The 24,513-nt window shown below is 64.6% G+C and carries 24 protein-coding genes; 5 read left to right on the top strand and 19 right to left on the bottom strand.

Annotated features, from left to right (window positions below; genetic code table 11):
* Positions 1–73 precede the first annotated feature (73 nt).
* The 5 genes from IEX85_RS16425 to tviB all read right to left on the bottom strand — a co-directional run bounded on the left by IEX85_RS16425 (position 74) and on the right by tviB (position 4,846).
* Complete coding sequence (locus IEX85_RS16425) at positions 74–1,585, bottom strand: MBL fold metallo-hydrolase RNA specificity domain-containing protein (RefSeq protein WP_188861691.1); 1,512 nt, start codon at positions 1,583–1,585, stop codon at positions 74–76.
* A gap of 161 nt (positions 1,586–1,746) precedes the next feature.
* Positions 1,747–2,085 carry a four helix bundle protein gene (locus IEX85_RS16420; protein ID WP_188861690.1) on the bottom strand — a complete coding sequence of 113 codons (339 nt, stop codon included), beginning with the start codon at positions 2,083–2,085 and terminating at the stop codon, positions 1,747–1,749.
* 134 nt (positions 2,086–2,219) lie between these two features.
* Positions 2,220–2,756: a type VII toxin-antitoxin system MntA family adenylyltransferase antitoxin gene (mntA, locus tag IEX85_RS16415; protein ID WP_229721969.1), complete on the bottom strand. Its 537-nt coding sequence runs from the start codon at positions 2,754–2,756 to the stop codon at positions 2,220–2,222.
* 180 nt (positions 2,757–2,936) lie between these two features.
* Positions 2,937–3,431 (bottom strand): transcription/translation regulatory transformer protein RfaH, encoded by a 495-nt coding sequence (gene rfaH / locus IEX85_RS16410; protein ID WP_188861689.1) that lies wholly within the window; start codon positions 3,429–3,431, stop codon positions 2,937–2,939.
* Positions 3,432–3,562: 131 nt separating this feature from the next.
* The gene (gene tviB, locus IEX85_RS16405; RefSeq protein WP_188861688.1) at positions 3,563–4,846 is read right to left on the bottom strand and encodes a Vi polysaccharide biosynthesis UDP-N-acetylglucosamine C-6 dehydrogenase TviB; all 1,284 of its coding nucleotides are present in this window, start codon (positions 4,844–4,846) and stop codon (positions 3,563–3,565) included.
* 233 nt (positions 4,847–5,079) lie between these two features.
* On the opposite strand from tviB, the gene mnmC reads away from it, so the two are divergent.
* Together mnmC and IEX85_RS16395 are read left to right on the top strand one after the other, a co-directional pair.
* Positions 5,080–7,056 carry a bifunctional tRNA (5-methylaminomethyl-2-thiouridine)(34)-methyltransferase MnmC2/FAD-dependent 5-carboxymethylaminomethyl-2-thiouridine(34) oxidoreductase MnmC1 gene (gene mnmC / locus IEX85_RS16400; protein ID WP_229721968.1) on the top strand — a complete coding sequence of 659 codons (1,977 nt, stop codon included), beginning with the start codon at positions 5,080–5,082 and terminating at the stop codon, positions 7,054–7,056.
* Between the two features lie 248 nt (positions 7,057–7,304).
* Positions 7,305–7,967 carry a CBS domain-containing protein gene (locus tag IEX85_RS16395; protein ID WP_188861687.1) on the top strand — a complete coding sequence of 221 codons (663 nt, stop codon included), beginning with the start codon at positions 7,305–7,307 and terminating at the stop codon, positions 7,965–7,967.
* Between the two features lie 375 nt (positions 7,968–8,342).
* Here IEX85_RS16395 and IEX85_RS16390 read toward each other — a convergent pair whose 3' ends face one another.
* From IEX85_RS16390 to ccmA, 14 genes are all read right to left on the bottom strand, one after another.
* On the bottom strand, positions 8,343–9,017 hold the full coding sequence (locus IEX85_RS16390) for a DUF4126 domain-containing protein (protein WP_188861686.1): 675 nt from the start codon (positions 9,015–9,017) through the stop codon (positions 8,343–8,345).
* A 250-nt stretch (positions 9,018–9,267) separates the two neighbouring features.
* On the bottom strand, positions 9,268–9,489 hold the full coding sequence (locus IEX85_RS16385; protein ID WP_188861685.1) for a YheU family protein: 222 nt from the start codon (positions 9,487–9,489) through the stop codon (positions 9,268–9,270).
* On the bottom strand, positions 9,486–10,064 hold the full coding sequence (locus IEX85_RS16380; RefSeq protein ID WP_188861684.1) for a transglycosylase SLT domain-containing protein: 579 nt from the start codon (positions 10,062–10,064) through the stop codon (positions 9,486–9,488). Before IEX85_RS16380 ends, IEX85_RS16385 begins: the two co-directional genes overlap by 4 nt.
* Positions 10,048–12,411 carry an NAD-dependent DNA ligase LigA gene (gene ligA, locus IEX85_RS16375; RefSeq protein ID WP_188861683.1) on the bottom strand — a complete coding sequence of 788 codons (2,364 nt, stop codon included), beginning with the start codon at positions 12,409–12,411 and terminating at the stop codon, positions 10,048–10,050. Before ligA ends, IEX85_RS16380 begins: the two co-directional genes overlap by 17 nt.
* Positions 12,412–12,578: 167 nt before the next feature.
* On the bottom strand, positions 12,579–14,039 hold the full coding sequence (gene zipA, locus IEX85_RS16370) for a cell division protein ZipA (protein WP_188861682.1): 1,461 nt from the start codon (positions 14,037–14,039) through the stop codon (positions 12,579–12,581).
* Positions 14,040–14,724: 685 nt separating this feature from the next.
* The gene (gene ccmI, locus IEX85_RS16365; RefSeq protein ID WP_188861681.1) at positions 14,725–15,978 is read right to left on the bottom strand and encodes a c-type cytochrome biogenesis protein CcmI; all 1,254 of its coding nucleotides are present in this window, start codon (positions 15,976–15,978) and stop codon (positions 14,725–14,727) included.
* Positions 15,978–16,490 (bottom strand): cytochrome c-type biogenesis protein, encoded by a 513-nt coding sequence (locus IEX85_RS16360; protein ID WP_373290926.1) that lies wholly within the window; start codon positions 16,488–16,490, stop codon positions 15,978–15,980. The genes ccmI and IEX85_RS16360 overlap by 1 nt, the downstream gene beginning before the upstream one ends.
* Entirely contained in the window at positions 16,487–17,023 is a 537-nt protein-coding gene (locus IEX85_RS16355; protein ID WP_188861746.1) for a DsbE family thiol:disulfide interchange protein, read from the bottom strand. The genes IEX85_RS16360 and IEX85_RS16355 overlap by 4 nt, the downstream gene beginning before the upstream one ends.
* Entirely contained in the window at positions 17,023–19,017 is a 1,995-nt protein-coding gene (locus IEX85_RS16350) for a heme lyase CcmF/NrfE family subunit (protein ID WP_188861680.1), read from the bottom strand. Before IEX85_RS16350 ends, IEX85_RS16355 begins: the two co-directional genes overlap by 1 nt.
* Entirely contained in the window at positions 19,014–19,475 is a 462-nt protein-coding gene (gene ccmE, locus IEX85_RS16345) for a cytochrome c maturation protein CcmE (RefSeq protein ID WP_188861679.1), read from the bottom strand. The genes IEX85_RS16350 and ccmE overlap by 4 nt, the downstream gene beginning before the upstream one ends.
* The gene (gene ccmD, locus IEX85_RS16340; protein ID WP_188861678.1) at positions 19,472–19,651 is read right to left on the bottom strand and encodes a heme exporter protein CcmD; all 180 of its coding nucleotides are present in this window, start codon (positions 19,649–19,651) and stop codon (positions 19,472–19,474) included. Before ccmD ends, ccmE begins: the two co-directional genes overlap by 4 nt.
* 313 nt (positions 19,652–19,964) lie before the next feature.
* Positions 19,965–20,720, bottom strand: coding sequence for a heme ABC transporter permease (locus IEX85_RS16335; protein WP_308425655.1), 756 nt, complete (start codon positions 20,718–20,720; stop codon positions 19,965–19,967).
* A gap of 10 nt (positions 20,721–20,730) precedes the next feature.
* Positions 20,731–21,438 (bottom strand): heme exporter protein CcmB, encoded by a 708-nt coding sequence (gene ccmB, locus IEX85_RS16330; protein ID WP_188861677.1) that lies wholly within the window; start codon positions 21,436–21,438, stop codon positions 20,731–20,733.
* Between the two features lie 5 nt (positions 21,439–21,443).
* Positions 21,444–22,079, bottom strand: a complete 636-nt coding sequence (gene ccmA / locus IEX85_RS16325) for a cytochrome c biogenesis heme-transporting ATPase CcmA (RefSeq protein WP_188861676.1) — start codon at positions 22,077–22,079, stop codon at positions 21,444–21,446.
* Positions 22,080–22,213: 134 nt separating this feature from the next.
* On the opposite strand from ccmA, the gene fliK reads away from it, so the two are divergent.
* From fliK to IEX85_RS16310, 3 genes are all read left to right on the top strand, one after another.
* Complete coding sequence (gene fliK / locus IEX85_RS16320) at positions 22,214–23,335, top strand: flagellar hook-length control protein FliK (protein WP_188861675.1); 1,122 nt, start codon at positions 22,214–22,216, stop codon at positions 23,333–23,335.
* Positions 23,332–23,601 (top strand): EscU/YscU/HrcU family type III secretion system export apparatus switch protein, encoded by a 270-nt coding sequence (locus IEX85_RS16315; RefSeq protein WP_188861674.1) that lies wholly within the window; start codon positions 23,332–23,334, stop codon positions 23,599–23,601. The genes fliK and IEX85_RS16315 overlap by 4 nt, the downstream gene beginning before the upstream one ends.
* Positions 23,602–23,873: 272 nt before the next feature.
* Positions 23,874–24,392 carry an REP-associated tyrosine transposase gene (locus IEX85_RS16310; RefSeq protein WP_188861673.1) on the top strand — a complete coding sequence of 173 codons (519 nt, stop codon included), beginning with the start codon at positions 23,874–23,876 and terminating at the stop codon, positions 24,390–24,392.
* Positions 24,393–24,513 lie beyond the last annotated feature (121 nt).

Below are 24,513 nucleotides of genomic sequence, written 5' to 3'. Positions count from 1 at the left end.
TGTCGAAAGTAGTATCGGGGACAATCCCAGAGATTTCGCCCGCGGAGCGGGCTCCTACGGTAAATGCAGTTCTTCAGTATTCGAGTTGTACTTCCAGTTGCCGCGCACGGTATAGGTCCCGGAGCTTTTCCGCCAAAGCCCTTTTCGCCCCAGCCTCCCCATGTATCAACCGTATCCTACTCGGCCACTTATCCATCCCGGTCACAAAATCCACCAGGTTCTGCTGATCCGCGTGCGCCGAGTAGCCGCCAATGGTTTCGATCCCGGCGCAGATACCGATCCGTTCATCATCGAGTTCCACATAACCGCCATCAGGCCCATAGCGCTGGATATCGTGTCCGGGCGTCCCCTTGGCCTGGTAGCCGACGAACAGCACATTGTGGCGCCTGTCGCCTAGCATGGCCTTGAGATAGTTGACGATGCGGCCGGCGTTGCACATGCCGCTGCCAGCGATCACGACGGCTGGGCGGGCACTTTCGGCCAGGTGGCGGACGGTTTTCAGATGGTCTTCGTGGCTGTCGATGGTCAGCAGATTGTCGAAAGCGAGCGGTTTGCGGCCTTCGTTCAGGCGGTCGCGGGCTTCCTCGTCCCAGTAGGGCTGGAGTTCGCGATAAACTCTGGTGAAGCGACTCGCCAGTGGGGAATCGAGGATTATGGGGAGGGTTGGCCAGTGTGCAGGTTCTGTATCGGGATTCGTGCCATCTTCGGTTTGTCCTGTGACGGCGTTTTTTCGCGGCGGGGCGCCGCTCCCACAAAAGCCGCCGCTCCCACGAGGAGCAACGCCGCCAGTGTACTTGTGGATAATCTCTTCGAGCTCGTAGAGCAGTTCCTGGGTACGGCCGATGCTGAAGGCCGGGATCAGCACGGTGCCCTTGTCCTCCAGGGCACGCTCGATGGCGCTTTCCAGTCGCTGGCGGCGGGATTTTCGGTCTTCGTGTAGGCGGTCGCCGTAGGTGCTTTCCAGCACCAGGGTGTCGGCCCGCTCGGGCGACCTTGGCGGGTCGAGCAGCGGCGAGTGCGGCGCACCGAGGTCGCCGGAGAAGACAACGCGGTGACGGGTGCCGGACTTGCGGTCGTGCAGGTCGCACTCGACGTAGGCCGAGCCCAGGATATGGCCGGCACGCTGCAGTCGAATGCGACATTCGGTGTTATCGGTTTCCAGCACGGTGAACCACTCTCCGTACGGCAGCGGAATCAGTCTTTCTTCAATCAGGCCAATAAAGCGCTCGACATCCCGGGCATCGCGGCTGATACCCAGCCTGAAGGCATCTTCCAGCACCAGCGGCAGCAGTTTGGCCGAGGGCCGGCTGCACAGGATCGGGCCCTCGAAGCCTGCGGCCAGCAGGTACGGAATACGGCCGACATGGTCGATATGCACATGGGGCGCCACCAGCGCCAGAATGCCGTCGAGGGAAAAGTCGATCGCGAGGCGGCCGGCTCCGCTTTTGCCGCTGCCGGAGGTTTCGGCGCCCTGAAAGAGGCCGCAGTCGATCAGCAGGCTGCGTTCGGCGTCGATCCGCAACTGATGGCAGGAGCCGGTCACGCCGTCCCTGGCGCCGTGGTGGATGATGTCGGGGGATTCCATGGCTAGTCCGTTAGCGGTTGCTGAAAGGTTACGGGTTACGGGTTACGGGTTACGGGTTACGGGTTACGGGTTACGGGTTACGGGTTACGGGTTACGGGTTACGGGTTACGGGTTACGGGTTACGGGTTACGGGTTACGGGTTATTGGACTGTTGCTTTCGATTAGTTCAATGAGTTTCTCAGTCCAGAGAGCAGATTAAATATGCTTCGAATTGTCTTCAAAGGCTCATCGATATCCCGTAAAAAATTCAGCCGTTGCGATAGCAACAGTTGTGTTTCCAACTCGCTCAGCGATCCACAGGCAATTGCTATAAAGCGCTTAAACTCAGCCTTGGAAGCTCGTCCCGCTCCTTCCGCAATATTGCTGGGTACAGAGACCGCCGCTCGTCGCATTTGCGCCTTTAGTCCATAGAGCTCGCCACTTGGAAAGCGCTCTGTCAGCCGGTAAATCTCTACGGCCAAATCCATGGACAGTTGCCATGCATGCAGATTCTGGTGCATTCCATGTCACCTTTTGCGTTCATCATCTGTCTACTGAAGACGACCCAGCATTGTCAGCACACCCGCCTTCCCTGGCGTTCACACGTCACACGTCACACGTCACACGTCACACGTCACACGTCACACGTCACACGTCACACGTCACCAAACTGACGCTTGTGGTACTCATGGTCCAGCTCCCACATGGAAGTTATACGGTTTTCCTCGCGGGCCAGCCTCAAGCGGTCGTTGGCCAGCAGCACCTTGCCGTCTCTGATGATCGAGTGGGCAAGCGTCAGGGGTATATGGTTGATATCGGCCACCGAAAGTCTGCTCGTGGGCATACCCAGTTCGTCGGCCCACTCCAGCGCCAGCAGTTCCGGCTGCAGACGCCGGTCCCAGGCGTCATCAGGAAAGCGCCTGAAGGCGACGGCCAGGTCATAGTCGCTCTCCGGCTGTGCGGTCCCTTTGGCTCTTGAGCCATAGAGCCAAAGCACGGTGATATTGTCGTTTTTCTGTGCCAGCTGCTCGATTCGTTCGAGGAGCCTGTCCTGATCCGACATGAACACTTCCGAATAACTCAAATTCGTTTGGTTTCGAGTCGCTTCGCCCAACCCACGAATCTGATGGGTTACGCCGCCGGAAATACCGTTGCCGTTCGAAAATCCGGCGCAATTGGCGGCTTCACCCATCCTACTCCACCAGGTACCGCCGGGGCCGAGCAAAGCGTTCGCGGCGGGGAAGTGCCCGTAGGCTTGGGTACGCCGCTCCTACGGGGTTCCGCGTCACTGTAAACAGGCACGCTACCGCCCCAGGATTGACCGTCAGTTTCCTGAAAACGTGGCCGGTTGGCTGCCGTTCGGGCAGCGTGTTCAGACCCGGCGGATACTGGCCAGCGGCATGGTCAGCCGCTGGGTCCGGTGCAGCAGGTTGAGCAGCAGCACCACCCGTTCGGTGCCATCGTAGCACTCGAATATTGCATCCAGATCGGCGAAAGCGCCCTGGCAGATCTGCACGGTGTCGCCGCTCTTGAGTTCGCTCTGCGGCTCCTGACCGGCGACGCGCTGGCGCAGTTCTTCGATGATATCGCTGTCGACCGGCAGGGGCATATCGTTGAAGGTCACCATGCGACTGACGCCGCGGGTGGAACGGATCGGGCGCCAGTTGTCGGCGACCTGATCGAGATAAATAAAGAGATAGCCGGGGAACATCGGCTCGACGACGGTCTGGCGCTTGCCGCGGCGAATGCGCTCGGCACTCAGCTTGGGGGCGAAGCAGTCGTAGCCCTGGTTTTCGAGGTTTTCCCGGGCCCGCTCTTCCTGTCTGGGCTTGGTCTGCAGCAGGTACCAGGCGCGCTGTACTGCCATGGCGCTCTCCGTTGTCGTTACCTGGCTATCGAGGACCGGACGATCCCCGACGCCTGCGATGCCTATTGTTCTCAAAATGTTCGCAAATTTGACGGCAGGCGCCGCGCACCTGCCCGGCCTCACTGGTTCGATTATAGTCGCTTGTCGACCTGATCTTGCGGCAGCATTGCCTTTACGTCAAACAATACACTGTGCTCCGGGTCTCTGCACAGACCCCGGATCCCGGCGGCGCCCAGCTCGCGGAATTCGTTGTGCGCCACCGCCAGAATCACCGCATCGAACTGCGCAGGCTCGGGCCTTTCCAGCAGCTCCAGGCCGTATTCGCGGCGGGCCTCCTGCGGCGATACCCAGGGGTCGTGCACATCGACCCGGTCGCAGTAGCCTTCGAGCTTGCGCACCACATCGATCACCTTGGTGTTGCGGATATCCGGACAGTTCTCCTTGAACGCCAGCCCCAGCACCAGCACCCGCGCGTCGGCGACCTGGATGCGCTTTTTGATCATCAGCCGGATGACCTCCTCTGCCACGTACTGGCCCATGCCGTCGTTGATGCGCCGCCCCGCCAGGATCACATCGGGAAAGTAGCCCGCCGCCTGGGCCTTGTGCGCAAGGTAGTAGGGATCGACGCCGATGCAGTGCCCGCCGACGAGTCCCGGGCGAAACGGCAGGAAGTTCCACTTGGTGCCGGCGGCTTCGAGCACTTCGGTGGTGTCGATACCGAGCTTGCCGAAGATGATCGCCAGCTCGTTGATCAGGGCGATATTGAGGTCGCGCTGGGTGTTCTCGATAACCTTGGCCGCCTCGGCAACCCGGATACTGCCGGCGCGGAAAGTGCCGGCCTCGATAATGCCGGCGTAGAGGCTGTCGACGAAGTCGGCCACGTCCGGCGTCGAACCGGCCGTGACCTTGACGATGCGGGTCAGACGGTTGTGGCGGTCGCCCGGGTTGATGCGCTCGGGGCTGTAGCCGACGAAGAAGTCCCGGTTGAACTGAAGGCCGGAGACGGCTTCCAGCTCGGGCACACAGACCTCTTCGGTCGCCCCCGGGTAGACGGTGGACTCGTAGATAACGATGTCGTTGCGCTTAAGCACGGAGCCCAGCGCCCGGCTGGCTTCGCGCAGTGGCGTCAGATCCGGTCGCTTGTGGGCGTCGACCGGCGTCGGCACGGTGACGATATAGACGTTGCAGTCCGCCACATCCTCGAGCCGGTGGCTGAAGCCGAGCCGGGTGGCCGATGCCAGCTCCTCTGCCTCGACCTCGAGGGTGCTGTCCCTGCCGCCCTGCAGTTCTGCCACCCGCGTCGGGTTGATATCATAGCCGACGGTATCGAACCTGCGGCCGAACTCGACCGCCAGCGGCAGTCCGACGTATCCCAGTCCCAGTACGCAAATCCTGATACGGTTCAGGTCAAACATGCGTGGCGTCCTTGTGCTCGCGATTGCGCAAAGCAGGTATCATAGCGCCCGAAGCGAGAAGGGAGCAAAGGCAATCGGGCGCAGGCTTCACAGAGCTCACTCCCAATGAACCGCCGTCCCGGAAAGAATCGCCCACGGAGTGGGCTCCTACAGCGCTCTGACATCAACCGCAGCGGCGTTTGGTTCGCAGCAGCTCGCTCCGCGAGCGAACGGCCTGTGATGGAGAATAATTGGTGAGTGGCAACAGGCAAGACCGAATCCGAATCGAACACGCACAGCTGCGCTGGGAGGCGGATACGCCGGTGTCCGGCCGCTTCGACGATATCTACTTCAACAAGGACGGTGGCCATGCCGAAACCGCGCACGTTTTTCTCGACGGCAACCGGCTGAGGGAGCGCTTCGCCGCCGTCGAAACGGGCGATTTCACCATCGCCGAAACCGGCTTCGGCACCGGGCTCAACTTCCTCTGCGCCCGCGCTCTCTGGCTAAGACTGGCGCCGCCGCCGGCCCGGCTGCATTTTGTCTCGGTGGAAAAGTTTCCGCTGCGCCGCGAGGACCTGTCCCGCGCCCTCGCCCACTGGCCCGAGTTCGCCGACGGCAGCACCCAGCTGCTGGCGCAGTATCCGCCCGGCGCGCCGGGATTTCATCGTCTGGAGCTGGATGACGGCCGCGTCCGGCTGACGCTGATGCTCGGCGACGCCATCGACAGTTATTCACAGCTCGAGGCCCGCGTCGACGCCTGGTTCCTCGACGGCTTCGCCCCGGCCAAGAATCCCGATATGTGGCAGCCCGGGCTGTTCGCCCAGATGGCGCGGCTGAGCCACGCCGGCACGACCCTGGCGACCTTTACCGCCGCGGGTTTCGTGCGGCGTGGCCTGCAGGAGGTCGGCTTCGCGATGGAAAAAGCCCCAGGCTTCGGCCGCAAGCGGGAGATGCTGCGTGGCGCCTTCGGGGGCGCCGAACGCCCGCTGTCGGCAAAGCCCTGGTTCGAACTGCCCCGGCTCTCGGCGCGTCCGCGCAGCGCGCTGGTGATCGGCGGCGGCCTGGCCGGCTGCAGCGCCGCCCGCTCGCTCGCCCGCCGCGGCATCCGCGTACAGCTGCTGGAGCAGTCCGGCGCTCTGGCAGGCGGCGGCTCCGGCAACCGTCAGGGGGCGCTCTACGCCAAGCTTCCGGTGAAGCCGACGACCCAGGGCATGCTGCACGCCAGCGGACTGCACTACAGTCATCAGCTGGCCGCGCGGTTGCTTCAGGACCACGACTGGGCGCCCTGCGGCCTGCTGCAGCTGGCACTGAACGACAAGGAACAGCGACGCCAGCAGCAGCTGATCGACGAGGCCTGCTATCCGCCGGAGCTGGTGCGCGGCGTCTGCGCCGCCGATGCCGGCGCGCTGGCCGGACTGCCGATCGGACACCCCGGCCTCTACTTCGAGCTGGGCGGCTGGGTGTCGCCGCCGGCCCTGTGCCATGCCCTTGTCGAACATCCGTTGATCGAGCACCACACCGATACCCGCATCGAGCGGCTGCAGCAGGCAGATTCCGGGCGCTGGAGCGCCCATGCCGCCGACGGCCGCCGCTTCGACGCCGATACGGTCGTGATCGCCAACGCAACGGCGGCGCGCGGACTGTCGCACAGCGCGCAGCTGCCCCTCAAGCCTATCCGCGGCCAGGTCACCCATGGCCCGCAACCCGGCACCTTGCCGGCGCTCAGGACCGTTGTCTGCGGCGATGGCTATATCGCACCGCCGCTCGACGGGCACTACGCCTTCGGCGCCACCTTCGACCTGCGCGACGACAGCGAAACCCTGCGCAAGGACGACCACCGGCGCAACCTCGAAACCCTGGCCGGCGCCCTGCCGGATCTTGCCGCGGCCATAGCGCAGCAACCACTGGACGGGCGCGTGGGCTTTCGCTGCTCGACGCCGGACTACCTGCCCATTATCGGCCCGCTCCCGGTCCACGAGCGCTTCCTCGAGGACTACGCCCGCCTGCGCCAGGATCGAAAATGGCGCTTCGATACGGCACCAACTCACCACCGCGGACTCTATATCAGTGTCGGGCATGGCTCCAAGGGCCTGCTGACCTGCCCGCTGGGCGGTGAATTGCTGGCGGCGATGATCTGCGACGAGCCGCTGCCGCTGGCGCGCGACATCGTCGATGCGCTGAATCCTGCGCGTTTTATCATCAAGAACCTGATCCGCGGGTCGATATAACGGGTAAGTGGCGAGTAGTGTGAGTCCAAGGCTGCACGCAGCAGGAGTCCACTCCGTGGGCGAATGCGTACTAAGGCATCAGGCGAAACAACGATGTAGGGTGCTCTGAGCGAAGCGAAACGCACCAGCATGAGCCGTTACGGGTTATGGGTTGAGCGGACGGGAGCTTGAAATCGGTGCGGTGCGATGCGCTTACCGGCACCCTACCGAAGTGAAGCGCACCGGGTTGGCAGCCCCAGGGAGAGATAATGGCACTTGTCATCTACGATCAGGGATACCGGATCCAGACGCCGGTGCAGGCCCTGTTCAAACCGAGCGGAGTCGAGCCGGTCGAGGAGATCAAGGCTTCCCATGCCACCGCCGGTGAAGAACAGCGCGTGCACGCCGAGGGCGAGCAGTTTCGTATCCAGGGTTACCAGGGCTACAGGGATCCGCGACGCCGCCCCGCTCCCCGTACTTCTCAGGCGCAGCGTCGCGGATACGAAGAGCCGGCGAAGCAGAACCAGACCCGGGGGGCCCCGAGCCTCCCCGCCTCGCTTTACATGAGCTCGCCGGTGCAGTGGATCACCCGCCACACCAGTATCGCCGAGGCCCGGGACCGGATGCGCAACCTGAAAATCGAGCACCTGGTGGTTATGTCGCCGCAGGAGCGCCCGCTGGGGATCGTTTCCTACGGTCAGCTGGAGCGCAGCGGGCAGCACCCGATGATCAACGTGGCGAGCATCTATTCACGCCACCTGATCGCCGCCTCGCCCGATACCGACGCCGCCCATCTCGCCGCCACCTTCGTCGAGTACGAGATCGGCGCCATCCCCATCGTCGACGAGCGCGACCGCCTGGTCGGCATCGTCACCCGCACCGACCTGCTGCGGCTGCTGATCAGCGGCGCCCGGATCGAAAGTTGGGCGTGAAAAGCCATGAGTTAACATCGGCGGGTCGGGAATTTCTGTGACCTAAGGTGCTGCTGAGCGAAGAGGGTGCGCTACCCGGTTACGGACGACGCAGGGCGTCCCTGAGCGAAGCGAACGGCGCCGTGCACCGGAAGATGCGCACGTTTCGCTGCGAAGCGCACCGATACCAATGGTGCGGTGCGCTCCGCTTACCAGCACCCTACGCCAGCACCCGACGAGATAAGACGGCACCCGGTATCCGAAACCGTAGGGCACCTTGAGTATTGCGAAACGTGCCAGAGGCTGGCGCGGTTCGTCGGCATTTGCTCCTGCGATGCCAAGCTTCCCGCGGAGCGGTCTCCCGCCCTCCATGGCGGTCGCTGCGCTCAGTGCGCCCTACCTGGGGTGTCGGGTATCGTTCGGTAAGGCCTGCTCGCCCGGGAGCGGTGGCGCAGGTTCCGGCTCACCACCGCCGAACAGCCGCGCCAGAAAACGGAACACCCGTTTGACGCCGCGCCAGAGCTTCGGCAGCAGCCAGATCATCAGCACGATGAAGAGCACGAGTCCGGCGAGGAACAGCCAGGGATTGTAGAGCGCGGTCCAGAGGCCTGCGATGACGATCACGTCCTCGCCGATCGAGGCCGTCCAGTTGCTGAAGGGCTCCGGCGAGGTGTTGATCAACACCCGGCTGCCGGCCTTGGTGGCGTGGGTACCGGCCGCGATGGTGCCGCCGACGATGGCGGCGGCAAGCCCCACCGGTGCGCTGATATCGCCGACCGCCCCCGCCGCCAGCGCGGCGCCCGCGGGTATGCGGATAAAGGTATGCAGGCTGTCCCAGCCGGTATCGACGCCGGGCACCTTGTCGGCGAAGAACTCCACGCAGTACATAAAGCCCGCGGCCATGATCACCAGCGGATCCCCGACCACCTCGAGGCCCGGCGGCAGCGTGATATGCCCCATGTTCGAGAGCACACCCAGCATCAGCAGGGTGGCGTAGAGGTTGATGCCGCTGGCCCAGGCCAGTCCCATGGACAGGGCGATCATCTGGCTGATCTGGTCGAGCTGTTCCATGGTGGGCCTCCGGGGGGTGTAAGTGACGGGTGACAGGTTACGCGTTACGGGTGACAGGTTACGCGTTGAAAGCATGGCACCCTAAGCTCAGCGGTGCGGTGCGGTGCGGTGCGCTTCGCTTACCAGCACCCTGCAGCGTTTCCGACCCTGTAGGGTGACGGTGAGTGCAACGAACCGCACCGGGCGATGCGACAGGATAAATTGCAATGCGCGCGTCACCTGTCACCTGTCACCTGTCACCTGTCACCTGTCAAGCGTCGCGCAGTTTGTCTTTCTCCACTATATTGCACTGCCCTGTACTTTCGCTGAACAGGATCACCGCGCGACCGCTGTCGAGCTGCTGGCGCACCTGGGCGATGCGCCGCGCCAGCGGCGTTTCGACCTCGCCGTAGTCGGTACCGTCGCGGGTGACGAACTCGCTGATCAGGTTGTCCAGGGTGTCGGGCGAAAGATCGCGATGCGGAATGATCAAAACCACCTCCAGAGACGCTGCCATTCCCAGCGGTTGGGCTGGACCAGGTCGGGGCACTGTTGCAGTTCGCGGGTGTAGATCTCGGCCTGAGCCGCGACGCGCTCGGCTTCCTTCTCCAGCCATATTCCCCGATACACACCCTGATTGTAGGCGCCGGGGCCGAGTCTGTAAGCCAGGTAGAAGGCCTGCGTCTGGCTCCAGTCGAGCTTGAGCAGTTCACGGTTGCGCGCCGCGTTCCAGCCCAGAAAGTCGACGGCATCGTCGAGATCCGACGTTTCGGCCGACCAGTTGCCGGTAGCGATACGGTACTCGTCCCAGGCGTTGCCGTAAGGCAGCACATGGCGGCGCTTGTCGCGCCCCAGCGGCGGCTCCAGCAGCGCAAGGCCAAGCTCAGGCGGCAATCCCCAGTTGGCGCGGGCATCCTGCAGCGCCAGGCGCAGACCGCCATGATCGGCGACCAGCTCGCAGGTCGGCGGTGGCGGGGGCTCCGCCGTGCCGCCGAACGGCAGCATGGAGCAGCCGGACAGCAGGGTGAACGGCAGCAGACGCAGGGATTGCCTAACTACTGATTCCATATTGCTGCAACAGGTCAATGAACTCTCCTTCGTCTATTACCCTGACGCCGAGCGATTCCGCCTTGGCGAGTTTCGAACCGGCACCGGGGCCGGCCACCACGCATTCGGTTTTCTTCGATACGCTGCCGGAGACCTTCGCCCCCAGCGACAGCAGCTGTTCCTTGGCCTCATCGCGGGTCATGCGCTCCAGCGTGCCGGTCAGTACCCAGGTCTGATCGGCCAGCGGCTGAGAGCTTTCGCCCGCAGCCTCGCTCTGACAGCTCCAGTGCATGCCGAACTCCAGCAGCTGCTTCTCGACCGCACGGGCCTCACGACACCAGTCTTCATCCTCAAGCTGCCCGAGAAGCGCCTCACGGGCCCGTTTCGACAACTTGGCAACGGACTGTAGCTGCTCCTCGTCGGCCTCCAGCAGCGCATCGAGCGAGCCGAAGTGGCCTGCCAGCAGTTCGGCCCCGGTTTTCGCGACATAGGGAATGTTCAGTTTCACCAGCAGCTCTGCCAGCGTCGTGCTGCCCCTGAGCGCCGGCGACAGCTCGCCGCTCTGTTCGGGCTTGACGCCCAGGTCCGTCAGCTCGTCGATAACCTGCCGGTTATGGGCATCGGTGAAGAAGTTGCGGATCTCGTGGGCGACCTCCAGACCGATATCCGGCAGCCAGGTCAGCACCAGCGGCAGCGCCCGGGCGATGCGCTCCAGGCTGCCAAGCTGCTGCGCCAGCGCCCGCGCGGTGCCATCACCGACTTCCGGTATGCCCAAAGCGTAGATGAAACGCGCCAGCGGCACCTCGCGACGCGCCTGAATGGCCTTGTAGAGGTTGCTGGACGAGAGCTCCGCGAAGCCCTCCAGCCCCCTGAAGTCGGCGATTTTCAGTCGGTACAGATCCGCCGGCGAGCGCACCAGCCCACACTCGACCAACTGGTCGACGTTCTTGTCTCCGAGGCCTTCGATATCCATCGCGCGGCGCGACACGAAGTGAATGATGGCCTGCTTGAGCTGTGCCTGGCACGCCAGACGGCCAACGCAGCGGTAGATCGAGCCTTGGCTGACCGCCTCCTTGCCCTTGCCGCGCTTGATGAGCTGGGTGCGCTCGATATCGGAGCCGCACACCGGGCAGCTTGCCGGTATCCCGACCTCGGTCTCGCTGCCGTCGCGCCGCTCCGGCAGCACCCGTACCACCTGCGGAATGACATCGCCGGCGCGCCGCACCACGACGCTGTCGCCAACCTTGAGCCCGAGCCGCGCGATCTCGTCCATATTGTGCAGGGTGGCATTGCTGACCGTGACGCCGCCGACGAACACCGGCTCCAGCCTCGCCACCGGCGTCACCGCGCCGGTGCGGCCGACCTGGAACTCGACCGCCCGCACGCGGGTCATCTCCTCCTGCGCCGGAAATTTGTGGGCGATGGCCCAGCGCGGCGCCCGCGACACGAAGCCCAGCTGCTGCTGCTGCGCCCGGTCGTCGACCTTGAACACGATGCCGTCGATATCGTAGGCGAGGCTGTCGCGTCTCGCGGCCAGATCCTCGTAGTATTCCAGACAGCCCTCGACGCCCTGCACCAGCCGCATTTCGGGGTTGATGCGAAAGCCCCAGCGGTGCAGCAGTTCCAGCGTCTCGTAATGGCTTGCCGGCAGCTCGCCGCCCTCGACGATGCCGGTGCTGTAGCTGCACATTTCCAGCGGCCGGTCGGCGGTGATGCGCGGATCGAGCTGGCGCAGGCTGCCGGCGGCGGCGTTGCGTGGGTTGACGAAGGTTTTCTCGTCGCGCTCGCGCTGGCGCGCGTTCAGCGCTTCGAATCCGGCGCGCGGCATGTAGATCTCGCCGCGCACTTCGAGCCGGCGCGGCCAGTCGCCGTCGTTCAGCTGCAGCGGCACCGTACGCAGCGTGCGCACGTTCTGGGTAATGTCTTCTCCGGTAGTACCATCGCCCCGGGTCGCCGCGCGCACCAGCACGCCGTCCTCGTACAGCAGGCTGACGGCGATGCCGTCGAGCTTGGGTTCGCAGGCAAAGGCGATGTCGGCATCCGACGACAGGCCGAGGCGCTCCTGCACCCGGCGCACGAAATCCCGCAGATCCTGGGCCTCGAATGCGTTGTCGAGCGACAGCATCGGCAGTTCGTGCTGCACCTCGGTGAAGCCGCTGGCCGGGCGCGCACCGACACGCTGGGTCGGCGAGGTCGGCGTGACCAGTTCGGGATGCTCGGCTTCGAGCTGCTTCAGGCGCTGGAACAGGCGGTCGTATTCGGCATCGGGCAGCTCGGGGTCGTCGAGCACGTAGTAGCGGTAATTGTGGTGGTTCAGTTGGTCGCGCAGCTGCTGCACGTCCTGTTCAATCGAGACTGCCGAACACATTGAATCAAGGAGTTCCTGGATATGATTGAGCTTGCAAGGATGTAGGGCGCCACTCGTCGCTGGTGCGGTGCGCTTCGCTTACCGGCACCCTACAGAGTTTCCGCCCCCGTAGGGTGCCGGTGAGTGAAACGAACCGCACCGATTCAACAACGTAACAACCTTCGTGATCACGCCCGGGAGGCACTGCGACGGCTGCGGTTGTGCATTTCGAAGTCGCGGATGCGCTGGCGGTAATGTTCCTTGGTCTGGGGCCGCAGCACCGAACGGTTTTCATCGAGCAGGTCGCCGTTGAGGTGCCGCGCCAGGGTTTCCGCGGTCGCCAGCATGCACTCGAAGGCGTTCATCACGTCGCGGGGCTGCTCCATCGACATGAAAAAGCTCACCCCGGGGGTATGCATACTGTCGATGGTCGCCGGGTCGAAGGTGCCCGGATTGACGGCATTGGCCATACTGAACTGGACCGGACCGCTGTCGCTGCCATCCTCGTGGCGGTGAAAAATACGCATGCTGCCCAGACGCAGGTCGCAGGCCGTCAGTATCCGGTTCAGCCCCGCGCCGGGGAAACCTTCCGGGGCGCTGGAGACCACCGTAATCACCAGAACGTGCTCGGGATCCGGCAGTTCGAAAGTTTCGTCGGCGGCCGCTGCAGGCTCGGAAGGCGTGGCCGACTCGGCTTCATTGAACAGCGAGTCCTGCTGCGGCTTTTCCGCCGCGGCCGGCTGGGCGGCCGGAACCGGGCGCGGACGCGCTGGCGCTTCCTGTCCGGCAGCGGCATCAGGCGCTTTGGGCGTTTCCGGCTGCGGCGCCGAAACAGATTCCGGCGCCACCGCACCTCGCGGCTTGCGGGCGCGCTCCATCAGCATGGGCACCGGCTTTTCCAGATCGAATGCAGGGGTTTCGGGCTCGGCGGCGGGCGGCGGCGCTACAGCAGCAGGCTTCGGCTGCACGGTTTCATCCTGCGACGGCTCGTGCGGCACAGACGGCTCATGAAAGGAATAGTCGTCCGGCACTTCGTCGAACAGCGGATCGACCTCTTCGAGCGGTTTGCGCGCGAAAGGCCCCCGCGGCGTTTCCGCGGCGCCCGGCTGCTGCCCGGGCTCTGCGGTTTTCACGGGCGCCTCGGCGGCGGCCTGGGCTCTGGCCTGAACCTTCGGCTCGGCAGAAGCGCGACGGGGCCTGCCAAGATCGTCCTCGTAATCATCGAAATCGTCGACCTGAGCGCCGAGATTCAGCGAGGGATCCACTTCGCCTCGGGCGGCCGGCACCGCTTCGGGTGCAAAGGCGGGGCTTTCGAAATCTTCGCGGGGGGCATCGTCGCGGGCACTGCCGAAGGTCGGCTCGATACGTTCCCGGCTCTCGCGCATGGGGGCCCTGCGCGGCGCGGGCTCCGCCGCGTCCCTGGCCAGCGCCGCATCGGTCGCGTCTCCCGCGACGCGGGCGCCGCCGTAAGGCAACTCTGGGTTGCTCTGCTGCTCTTCCGGCTCGTCGGGCAGATCCCGGAAGCGCCGGTCGATATCCATGCGCAGGCTGTCCCGGCCGCCCCTGACACGCCGCCATCCATCGAAGATGATCAGCGCAATGACAATCACGCCGCCGATAACAAGCCACTCTCTGAGGCTGATGTCCATAATCCCGCTGCTATCCCACGATTGACTGACTGGCGCCCGCTGAACGGCGCCGACTACAACGGCTGCAAGCCCCGATAACTATAGACCGAGCCGTAACCTCACCACAACCTGTACGATTTACCCCTGCGCCGCGAACGCTTTGGCGCGTTGCCGGTTTTGTTCGTCGCGGGGAGGTGCCCGCAAGTTTGGGTGCGCGACTCCTACAAGAGCGACCCAACTGCGCAAACCCGTAGGAGCGCCGCCCCGCCGCGAACGCTTTGGCGCGTTGCCGATTTTATTCGTCGCGGGGCGCGACTCCTACAAGAGCGACCCAACTCCGCACACCCGTAGGAGCGGCGCACCCAAAGGGCACTTCCCCGCCGCGAACGTTTTGGCGCGCTGCCGGTTTTGTTCGTCGCAGTGCGCGACTCCTTCAAGAGCGACCCAACTGCGCACACCCGTATGAGCTGCGCACCCAAAGGGCACTTCCCCGCCGCGAACGCTTTAGCGCGTTGCCGGTTTTGTTCGTCGCGGGGCGCGACTCCTACGAGAGCGACCCAACTCCGCACACCCGTAGGAGCGGCGCCCCGCCGCGAACGCTTTGGCGCGCTGCCGGTTTTATTCGCCGCGGGGAAGTGCCCGTAAGTTTGGGTGCGCGACTCCTACAAGAGCGACCCAACTCCGCACACCCGTAGGAGCGGCGCCCCTACTCCACGACCTGGTCGATCACCAGCTCGAGGACTTCACTTCCCCCTTTTACCGCAACCGGGCTCAGGGTGCCATAGAGGTCGCCGCTCTGCGCCGCCGGATCGCCGCTCATGGAAATTCGCGCGCTGACTTCAACCTCGTCGACGGTGGAGAGGCGTGCCTGGGGCGTCATGGCCAGGCTGTCGTCCAGCACCACCTGGCGCGGCAGGTCCGACACCTGCAGCTTGAGCGCGGCCAGCGGCATGCGTCCACCCACCGGACGGGCGAACACGAACACCGTCTGATCCGGCGCCAGATCCTGGCCGATGCCATCGCCAAGCCGCACCGAGAGCCGTATTTCCGCAGGTTCGAGCCCCGGCACCTCGGGCACCGCCTCCCCGCGCGCCTCAAGTTCCTGACGGGCTCGCTCGATACCTGCTCGCAGCGAGTTCTGCGCCCCGGCGTCGGCGCCCTGCAGGGCGCGTCCCCAGTAATCGACGGCCTCGGCAAAACGCTGATTTTCGAAGGCGTCGATTCCGAGCAGCCCCAGGGAAGTGACCTCGTCGGGGTTGAGCACCAGCGCCTGCTCGACCTGGTGACGGATGCGATCGTCCATCTTGCCGTCGTTGGCGAAATAGAGCGCCTGGGCGTACTGACCAAGCACGCCGGCATACTGCGGCGCCTCCTGCGGCAACAGCTCCAGCACCCGGGTGAACGCCGAGACGCTGTCGTCGTAGCGCTGCTGGCCCATGTAGGTGGTGCCCAGCAGGTACCAGCCTTCCGGGTTCTCCGGGTTCAGCTCCAGCTCGTGCTCGAGCTGCGCCACTGCTTCTTCCAGCGTCGGCGTGCGACCGTCGAAGGGATCGGGATTGGCCTGACGCTCCAGCGCCAGCTGCAGCTTGGGCGCGCTGCCCAGCTGCCAGTAGATGGCCAGCGCCGACAGCGGTAACAGCACCGCCATCAGCAGCGCGCCGACCCAGTGACCCCGACCGACGCCGCTGCGGCTGGCGGTTTTCGCAGGCGTACCCACGTCCTGCAGCAGATTACGCTCGAGTTCGAGCTTCAGCTCGGCGAAATCCGCCGCGCCCAGGTTGCCGAGGGCCTGTTCCTGCTCCAGCTCCGCCAGGCGCTCGCGAAAGATGTGAATATTCTGGTGATCACGATCCTCCGCCAGCCGGTCCTGTTCGAGGCGTCGGGCGCGCAGCAGCGGCAGTATCACAAAGGCGACCGCAAGCACGGTCAGCACGGCTATTCCGGTCCACAGACCCGCCATTACTTCTCATCCTGTTTCAGCAGTTGGTCGAGGCGCCGTTGCTCGGCCTCGGAAAGGTGGTGCTCCGGATGCGCCGGATCGTCGCCGGCGTCACGGCGCTTGCGCGTCAACACCAGCACCACGATGGCACCGATCAGCAGCAGCCCGAAGGGCCCGTACCAGAGCAGCAGGGTCTGGTTGTCCAGACGCGGCCGATAGAGCACGAATTCGCCGTAACGGGCCACCATGAAATCGACGATTTCATCATCCGTGGCGCCGTCCTGCAGCATGCGATAGATCTCGTGGCGCAGGTCGGAGGCGATGGGCGAGTTGGAATCGGCGATATTCTGATTCTGGCACTTGGGGCAGCGCAGCTCGGCCGTCAAGTCTGCAAAGCGCTCGCGGGTCGCATCGTCGCGGAACTCGAAGGCATCGATCGCGGCCTGGGCCGTCAGCGGCAGCCAGAACGCCAGCATGAGCAGCAGGCATCTGGCCTTTCGGGCCAGAGCCCGGTTCGACAGGCCGCTGATCATGAAGCGCCTCCGTCGAGCTGCTGCATCACCTCACGCAGCTGCTGCCAGACCTTCTCGTTGACTTCGCCGACATGGCGGTAGCGGATGATGCCGTCCTTGTCGAGCACGTAGGTCTCGGGCGCACCGTAAACGCCAAGGTCAAGCCCCAGAGTGCCCTTGGGGTCGAAGATGTTCCGGGCGTAGGGGTCCTGGTAGCGCTGCAGCCAGTCGTTGGCCTTGGCGCGGTCGTCCTTGTAATTGATGCCGTAGATGGTCACGCCTTCTTCGCGGGCGATCTTGTTGAGCTGGTCGTGTTCCTGCTTGCAGGTCGGGCACCAGGTGGCCCAGACATTCAGCAGCGCGGGCGTGCCCCGAAGATCGTTCTCGGTCAGGGTCTGGTTCTCGTCGTACAGCGAGCTGAGCTGAAACGCCGGCATCGGCTTGCCGATCAGCGCCGACGGCAGCTCGGTCGGATCCAGCTGCAGACCGCGCCAGAGGAAAATGCCCAGGCCGAAGAAAACGAGCAGCGGGAAAAAGAGGATCAGTCGTCGCATCATGCCGTGGTTCCTTCTGCGTTGATCTCACTCTGCGCCTTGGCGCGCTGCGCTTCACGACGCGCCTGCTTGCGGTAGCGCGGATCGGTGGCCGCCAGCAGGCCGCCGGCGGTCATCAGCAGACCGCCGAGCCAAATCCAGCGCACGTAGGGCTTGTACTGCACGCGGATCGCCCAGGCATCGTCGCCGAGCGACTCGCCCATGGCGACATACAGATCGCGGGTGAAGCCCGGATCGATGGCCGCTTCGGTCATGATGTTGCCGCGGGCGTTGTAAAAGCGCTTTTCCGGGTGCATACGGGTGTACTCGGTGCCGTCTTTCATGACGCGGATCTGCGCCTTGTCGGACACGTAGTTGGGCCCCTTGTGCTCGCGCACGCCGTCGTAGACAAAGGTGTAGGGGCCGAAGCCGATGCTGTCGCCGGGCGCCATGCGCAGATCACGGGCATCGCTGTAGACCGACACCATGGTGATCCCGACGATGGTGACGGCAACGCCGATATGGGCAAGCTGCATCGCCCAGTAGCTGCGCGAAAGCGCTCGCAGGCCCGCGACCGGGTTCGACTTGCTGCGCAGCTTGGCGTAGATATCACGCAGCTGGCTGAAGAACACCCAGGCCGCCAGCATCACCGCCAGCGCCACGGCGACATTGAAGCTCTCGCCGGCGAGGAAGGACACCGCCACACCGGTGACCAGCGACAGCAGCGCCGGCAGCCAGAGCTTCTCCACCAGCTGCCCCGCCCGGGTATGTTTCCAGCGCGCCACGGTGCCAAGCCCGAGGAAGACGATCATGACCGACATCAGCGGTATGAACAGGCTGTTGAAATACGGCGGCCCCACCGAAATCTTGCCCAGACCCAGCGCATCCATCAGCAGCGGATAGACGGTGCCGAGCAGCACCATCAGACACACCACCACCAACACGATGTTGTTGATCAGCAGCATGGTTTCGCGCGACAGCAGCGAGAAGCTCGATTCGCTCTTCACGTGACCGGCGCGCAGCGCGTACAGCAGCAGCGAGCCGCCAATGCTGATGCCCAGCAGCGCCAGCACGAAGTAACCGCGCTCCGGATCGGTGGCGAAGGCGTGTACCGAGGTCAGCACGCCGGAGCGGACCAGGAAGGTGCCGAGCAGGCTCAGCGAGAAGGCGAAGATCGCCAGCAGCACCGTCCAGCTTTTGAACACCCCGCGTTTCTCGGTGACGATCAGGCTGTGCACCAGCGCGGTGCCGATGAGCCAGGGCATGAAGGAGGCGTTTTCCACCGGATCCCAGAACCACCAGCCGCCCCAGCCGAGTTCGTAGTAGGCCCACCAGCTGCCGAGCGCGATGCCGAGCGTGAGGAAGGCCCAGGCCACCACCGTCCAGGGACGCGACCAGCGCGCCCAGGCGGCGTCGAGACGACCGCTGAGCAGCGCCGCAATGGCGAAGGCGAAGGCAACGGAAAAGCCGACATAGCCCATGTAGAGCATCGGCGGATGCACGATCAGGCCGAAATCCTGCAGCAGCGGGTTGAGGTCGCCGCCTTCGGCGGGGGCATTCGGCAGCAGGCGCTCGAACGGGCTCGAGGTCAGCAGCGTGAACAGGATGAAGCCGACGCCGATCATTCCCATCACGCTCAGCACCCGCGCCACGATATCCAGCGGCAGGTCCTCGCTCTTGGCCGCCACCGCCCAGGTCCAGCCGCCGAGAATCAGTACCCACAGCAGCAGCGAGCCTTCGTGACCGCCCCAGACGGCGCTGAACTTGTAGTAGTACGGCAGCGCGGTATTGGAGTTGCCGGCGACGTAGGCGACGGAGAAATCGTCGCTCAGGAACGCCTGGACCAGGCAGGCCATGCTGACGCCGAGAAACAGAAACTGCGCCCGCGCCAGCGGCCGCGCGTAGCTCATCCACAGACGGTTGCCGGTGGTGGCGCCGACCAGCGGTACCACCGCCAGCAGCGCGGACAGGCACAGCGCCAGTATCAGGGAGTATTCACCAAGCTCCGGAATCATTTGTTGAATACCTCCGCCTCGGGTTGCGGCATCTTGCCCGACGCCTGCAGCGCCTCGGCGACTTCCGGCGGCATGTAGTTCTCGTCATGCTTGGCCAGCACTTCGACGGCCTGGAACACGCCCTGATTGTCGAGCGAGCCCTGGGCGACGATCCCCTGACCTTCGCGGAACAGGTCCGGCAGTATGCCGGTGAACTCCACCGGCACCGTCTCGGCGTAGTCGGTCAGCTCGAAGCGCACCTGCAGCGAATCGCTGGCGCGCAGCACGCTTCCCTCGACCACCATGCCGCCGGCGCGGATGCGGGTATCCCTGGGCGCCTCGCCCTGGGCGATCTGCGTCGGCGAATAGAACAGATTGATGTTCTGGCTCAGCGCGAACAGCGCCAGGCCGACCGCGACCGAGACACCGACCAGAATGGCCAGCACGATCACCAGCCGTTGCTTGCGTTTGGGGGTCATGACAACTTCTTCTCCCGTCGCAGGCGTCGCGACTGTTCAGTAAAAAACTGCCGGGTCAGGCGCCAGGGTTGCAGCACGTTGAGCACCAGGATTACCAGGGCGATGCCATAGGCCAGCCAGACATAGAGCCCGTGCCCCCCCATCGCCAGAAAATCGGCCAGACTATCGAACTTCACCTTTACCTCTGCAACTCAACTTGTGGGAGCCGCGCCTCGCGGCGAAGCTACCGGAATATTCGTGGTGCGGTGCGCTTCGCTCCGCTCAGCAGCACCCTACATGGTCGAAAAACGTGTAGGGCGCACCGAGCGAAGCGAGCTGCGCCGCCATTTTCGGCACGCTTCGCTCCGCTCAGGGTGCCCTACATGGTCGGAACGCGCGTAGGGTGCCGGTAACCGCCAAGGACGGCGGAAATCCTGGCAATGCAGGAGCAATTGCCGGGAAAGCGAAGCGCACCGCGCCATTGCGTGCCGCCGCGTTACGCATAACCGGTCACCTGCACTCAACCAGCTCCCGCACCCAGCCTGCGCGGCGCTCGCGAGCGAGAATCTCGTGGCGCAACCGCAGCATCAGCGATACGGCGAAAAAGCAGTAGAAACCGAGCACCATCACCAACAGCGGCAACCACATCTCGGCGGGCATCGCCGGCCGTTCGGTCAGCTTGAAGGTCGCCGGCTGGTGCAGGGTGTTCCACCACTCCACCGAATACTTGATGATCGGAATGTTCACCAGCCCCACCAGCGCCAGCACCGCGGTGGATTGCGCCGCCGTGGTGGCGTCCTCGATCGCGGCGTGCAGCGCCATGATGCCGAAATACAGGAACAGCAGTATCAGCATCGAGGTCAGACGCGCGTCCCAGACCCACCAGGAGCCCCAGGTCGGCTTGCCCCAGATTGCGCCCGTGGCCAACGCCAGCAGCGCCATGGAGGCACCGATAGGGGCGCAGGACTTGGCCACCATGTCGGCGACCTTCATTTTCCAGATCAGCCCGATGGCGCCGGCAATGGCCATCAGCATGTAACAGGACTGCGCCAGAATCGCCGACGGCACATGAATGTAAATAATGCGGAAGCTGTTGCCCTGCTGGTAGTCGGCCGGTGCGAACAGCAGCGCCCAGACGGTACCGCCCAGCAGCAGCACCGCCGCCAGCACCGCGAAGACCGGCAGCAGCTTGCCGGTGATGCCGTAGCACCAGCGCGGCGAGGCCAGCTGGTAAAACCAGCGCGGCATCCATTTTTTATCAGCCATACTCGTTACATCATCCGCTTACAGAAATTCTCAAGGCCGCCGCGATGGCCAGCGGCGCCAGCACCAGCCCCAGCGCCAGCATGGCGCCCAGCAGCGCCAGGTAACCCGCCAGCGGCAGACCCGTAACCGCCGCCTGCACCGCTCCGGAGCCGAAAATCAGCACCGGAATGTAGAGCGGCAGCACCAGCAGCGATATCAGCATGCCGCCCTTGCGCAACCCGACGGTCAGGGCCGCGCCGATGGCGCCGATCAGGCTCAGCGTCGGGGTGCCGAGCAACAGGCTCAGCATCAGTCCCGGCATGCCCTCCGCCGGCAAAAACAGCATCAGCCCCAGCAGCGGCGCCATCAGCGTCAGCGGCAGACCGGTCATCACCCAGTGCGCCGTCACCCGCGCCAGCACCACCAGCATCAGCGGCTGCGGGCTCAGCAGCGCCTGCTCCAGGGTGCCGTCTTCGAAGTCGGCACGGAACAGGCTGTCCATCGACAGCAGGGTCGCCAGCAGCGCCGCGACCCAGACCAGCCCGGGCGCCAGCTCCGCCAGAAACGCAGGTTCCGGGCTCACCCCCAGCGGAAACAGCGTCGCCACCATCAGGAAAAACACCAGCGGGTTGACCAGGTCGCGACGGTTGCGAAACGCCAGCAGCAGATCCCGCTTCAGCGCCGCTCGAAAGGTTCCCGGGCGCCGTTCGAGCGCTGCAGCCGGCTTGTTAGTCGCCATCTCGCTCATGAAGTTCCGGCCCTGTGATCCAGATTGATACGCCGAAGCCCCGTCATCGTCAGTTCATGGTGCGTCGTCAGGATGGCGGCACCGCCGCGGGCGGCATGGCTCAGGATCAGCTGCTCCTTCTCCGCGACGCCTTTTTTGTCGATCGCGGTGAAGGGCTCGTCGAGAATCCACAACGGCGCCCGGCTGAGATAGAGCCGCGCCAGACTGACGCGCCGGTGCTGACCCGCCGACAGATTGTGACAGGGCACATCCTCGTAGCCGGCCAGGCCGACCCGCTCGAGGGCCTCGCCGATGCCGGCGGCGTCGATATCCGGATGCAGCGCCGCGTACCAGTTGAGGTTCTCTTCCGGCGTCAGCGTGGCCTTGACCCCCGGCTGATGGCCGAAATACAACAGCGAGGCGCGATAGTCGTGCATCACCCCGGCCAGCGATTCGCCGCGCCAGTAAATTTCGCCGTCGAAATTCCGGGACAGCCCGCTGAGTATCCGCAGCAGAGTGGTCTTGCCGCTGCCGTTCTGCCCTTCGATCTGCAACACCTCGCCGGCGTGCACCTCGAACGAAAGGCCGTCGAACAGGATACGGTCATCCCGCTCGCAGAACAGTTTTTCGACTTTCAACAACGCTTCGCCCAACCGGGAATCCTCAACTGCCTCGCCACCGGGTTATACTCAGGATACCCGCGCACAAAATTCGCCATTATAGAGGAAGCTGCGAGCAGGTCCCAATGCTTCTGCGCAGCTCCTGAAGCGATACTTTGGATCTGTTTGTGATATCCACTTTCGTACCACATCTGACGGCGCAGGCGACGCCCGGCAGCGGGCCATCCCTCAGCCGGCTGCTACCCGCCGGCCAGACCCTGAACGCCCGGGTGCTGCAACTCGCTCAAATGGCAGGCGGGGGCTTCAGCGTCCGGCTGCAGCTCGGCGCCGGCGCCCTGACGCTCGCGACTCAGCGGGCCATCGCGCCGGGTACCGACATTCAGGTCCGGCGCGACCCCGGCGGTCAGATCGCCATCAGCCTGTCCGCCTCCCCGGCCGCGACCCGGGCGGCCGCCAGCACTCCAGACGCCGCCAATGCCGGTATCGCCAGCAACCCGCTCGACAGCGCCCTTCGCGCCAGCCTGCCGCGGCAGATGCCAACGGGCGAGGCGCTCGCCAAGCTCGCGGCGCTACCACTACCGTCCACAGCCAATGGCCAGCAGGCCGCGCAGCTGGTGCAGGCGCTGTTGCAGCTGCTGGTGATACGCCCCGGCCGGCGCGATGCCGCCACCGCGCGGCGCGCCGTCGAGCAGGGCGGTTTTTTCAGCGAGGCGCAGCTGGCGCGCACGCCGCCCGGCGGCCGCCCAGCGGCCGACCTCAAGACCTATCTGGGCCAGCTCGCACGCCTCGGCGAGCAGCTTCCCGCCGACGCCCGGGAGCCGATGCAAAAGCTTGTCGAGTCGCTGCTGGCCCGGGTCACGACGCAGCAGCTCGCCAGCGTTCGACACAACAGCGATCAATCCGATGGCAGCGCAGAGCGGCATTTCAGGCTCGACCTGCCGGTGACCACAGCTTCCGGCTACGAAACCGTCCGGCTGGATGTGCGGCGCCGACGCCCCGCTCCGGAGGCCGACGAGCGGCAGGGCAGCTGGCGCATCCGGCTGCATTTCGAACTGGACGCATCCGGACCGCTCGACGCGGAAATGCGCCTGCTTGACGATGGTCAGCTGAGCGCCCGCTTCTGGGCGGCGAGCGCCGACACCGCGCGCAGGGTCGAAGCCGGGCTCGCCCCGCTGGCCGCGGCACTTGAGAGCCACGGCATCCGCGTAAACGAGATCCATTGCCGCCAGGGCAAGCCCCCCGGCGAAGAAATCGGCATCCAGCGACAACTGATCGATCTGAAGACATGAACGACAGCGACCCGGACAAGCGCGCCATCGCGCTCGGCTATACCCCCGACAGCCAGAACGCCCCGACCGTCGCGGCCAAGGGCCGTGGTCTGATCGCCGAGCAGATCATCGCCCTGGCCCGCGAACACGACGTCCACATCCACCAAAGCCCGGAGCTGGTCGAGGTGCTGATACGTCTGGAGCTGGGCGAGGAAATCCCCGAAGCCCTCTACGTCGCCATCGCCGAGGTCATCGCCTTCGCCTATGGCTTGCAGGAAGAAAAGTAATGGCGCGGTTCGTTGCACTCAAGGTGCCCTACATTCTCAGCAACCGTAGGGCGCACCGAGCGAAGCGAGCTGCGCCGGTTTTATGACAACGGCACGTTTCGCTGCGCTCAAGGTGCCCTACATTCTCCGCAACCGTAGGGCGCACCGAGCGAAGCGAGCTGCGCCGGTTCTATGACAACGGCACGTTTCGCTGCGCTCAAGGTGCCCTACATTCTCCGCAACCGTAGGGCGCACCGGGCGAAGCGAGCTGCGCCATCAAACAGGAGGCAAGGATGCCGAATTATCGCCGGGTCTGGCAGCCGGGAGGGTGCTATTTCTTTACGGTTACATTGCGGCAACGGTGCAAGAACCGCCTCTTGGTCGAGCATATTAACGAATTGCGCAAAGCTGTTCGACGAGTCCGGGCTAGCCACCCGTTTAGCATTCACGGCTGGGTGGTCCTGCCCGACCATATGCACTGTCTGATCGAGCTTCCGCCCAATGACTGCGACTTCGCGATTCGATGGCGCTTGATCAAAAGCTACTTTTCCAGAGAAATACCACGCAGCTCCCGGGAACCGTGCCACGAGCGCGGTATCTGGCAACGCCGGTTCTGGGAGCACTTGGTTCGCGATGAGCGTGATTACCGGGCGCATCTGGATTACGTCCACATCAACCCGGTCAAGCACGGACTGGTGACACGGGTGGCCGACTGGCCCTATTCGACTTTTCACCGGTATGTTGCACAGGGCGTTTATGCCAAAGACTGGGCCAATGACGACCTTGCCAATCTTTTGCCTTACCGGGATTGAGACAAGGCACGTTTCGCTGCGCTCAAGGTGCCCTACATCTACCACGACCGTAGGGCGCACCGAGCGGAGCGAGCTGCGCCGGCTTTATGACAACGGCACGTTTCGCTGCGCTCAAGGTGCC

The organism is Marinobacterium nitratireducens (genome assembly GCF_014645375.1).
Lineage (GTDB): Bacteria > Pseudomonadota > Gammaproteobacteria > Pseudomonadales > Balneatricaceae > Marinobacterium_A > Marinobacterium_A nitratireducens.
This window is presented reverse-complemented; position numbering and strand designations above follow the sequence as displayed.

Coding starts and splice junctions, on each gene's coding strand:
- IEX85_RS16395 (WP_188861687.1), top strand. CDS start 7,305: ATGGCACTTGTCATCTACGATCAGGGATACCGGATCCAGACGCCGGTG.
- IEX85_RS16335 (WP_308425655.1), bottom strand. CDS start 20,720: ATGGCTGATAAAAAATGGATGCCGCGCTGGTTTTACCAGCTGGCCTCG.
- IEX85_RS16315 (WP_188861674.1), top strand. CDS start 23,332: ATGAACGACAGCGACCCGGACAAGCGCGCCATCGCGCTCGGCTATACC.
- tviB (WP_188861688.1), bottom strand. CDS start 4,846: ATGTTTGACCTGAACCGTATCAGGATTTGCGTACTGGGACTGGGATAC.
- rfaH (WP_188861689.1), bottom strand. CDS start 3,431: ATGGCAGTACAGCGCGCCTGGTACCTGCTGCAGACCAAGCCCAGACAG.
- IEX85_RS16360 (WP_373290926.1), bottom strand. CDS start 16,490: ATGATCAGCGGCCTGTCGAACCGGGCTCTGGCCCGAAAGGCCAGATGC.
- ligA (WP_188861683.1), bottom strand. CDS start 12,411: ATGTGTTCGGCAGTCTCGATTGAACAGGACGTGCAGCAGCTGCGCGAC.
- mntA (WP_229721969.1), bottom strand. CDS start 2,756: ATGGGTGAAGCCGCCAATTGCGCCGGATTTTCGAACGGCAACGGTATT.
- IEX85_RS16425 (WP_188861691.1), bottom strand. CDS start 1,585: ATGGAATCCCCCGACATCATCCACCACGGCGCCAGGGACGGCGTGACC.
- IEX85_RS16310 (WP_188861673.1), top strand. CDS start 23,874: ATGCCGAATTATCGCCGGGTCTGGCAGCCGGGAGGGTGCTATTTCTTT.
- ccmI (WP_188861681.1), bottom strand. CDS start 15,978: ATGGCGGGTCTGTGGACCGGAATAGCCGTGCTGACCGTGCTTGCGGTC.
- IEX85_RS16355 (WP_188861746.1), bottom strand. CDS start 17,023: ATGCGACGACTGATCCTCTTTTTCCCGCTGCTCGTTTTCTTCGGCCTG.
- IEX85_RS16420 (WP_188861690.1), bottom strand. CDS start 2,085: ATGCACCAGAATCTGCATGCATGGCAACTGTCCATGGATTTGGCCGTA.
- IEX85_RS16380 (WP_188861684.1), bottom strand. CDS start 10,064: ATGGAATCAGTAGTTAGGCAATCCCTGCGTCTGCTGCCGTTCACCCTG.
- IEX85_RS16390 (WP_188861686.1), bottom strand. CDS start 9,017: ATGGAACAGCTCGACCAGATCAGCCAGATGATCGCCCTGTCCATGGGA.
- zipA (WP_188861682.1), bottom strand. CDS start 14,039: ATGGACATCAGCCTCAGAGAGTGGCTTGTTATCGGCGGCGTGATTGTC.
- ccmB (WP_188861677.1), bottom strand. CDS start 21,438: ATGGCGACTAACAAGCCGGCTGCAGCGCTCGAACGGCGCCCGGGAACC.
- ccmE (WP_188861679.1), bottom strand. CDS start 19,475: ATGACCCCCAAACGCAAGCAACGGCTGGTGATCGTGCTGGCCATTCTG.
- IEX85_RS16350 (WP_188861680.1), bottom strand. CDS start 19,017: ATGATTCCGGAGCTTGGTGAATACTCCCTGATACTGGCGCTGTGCCTG.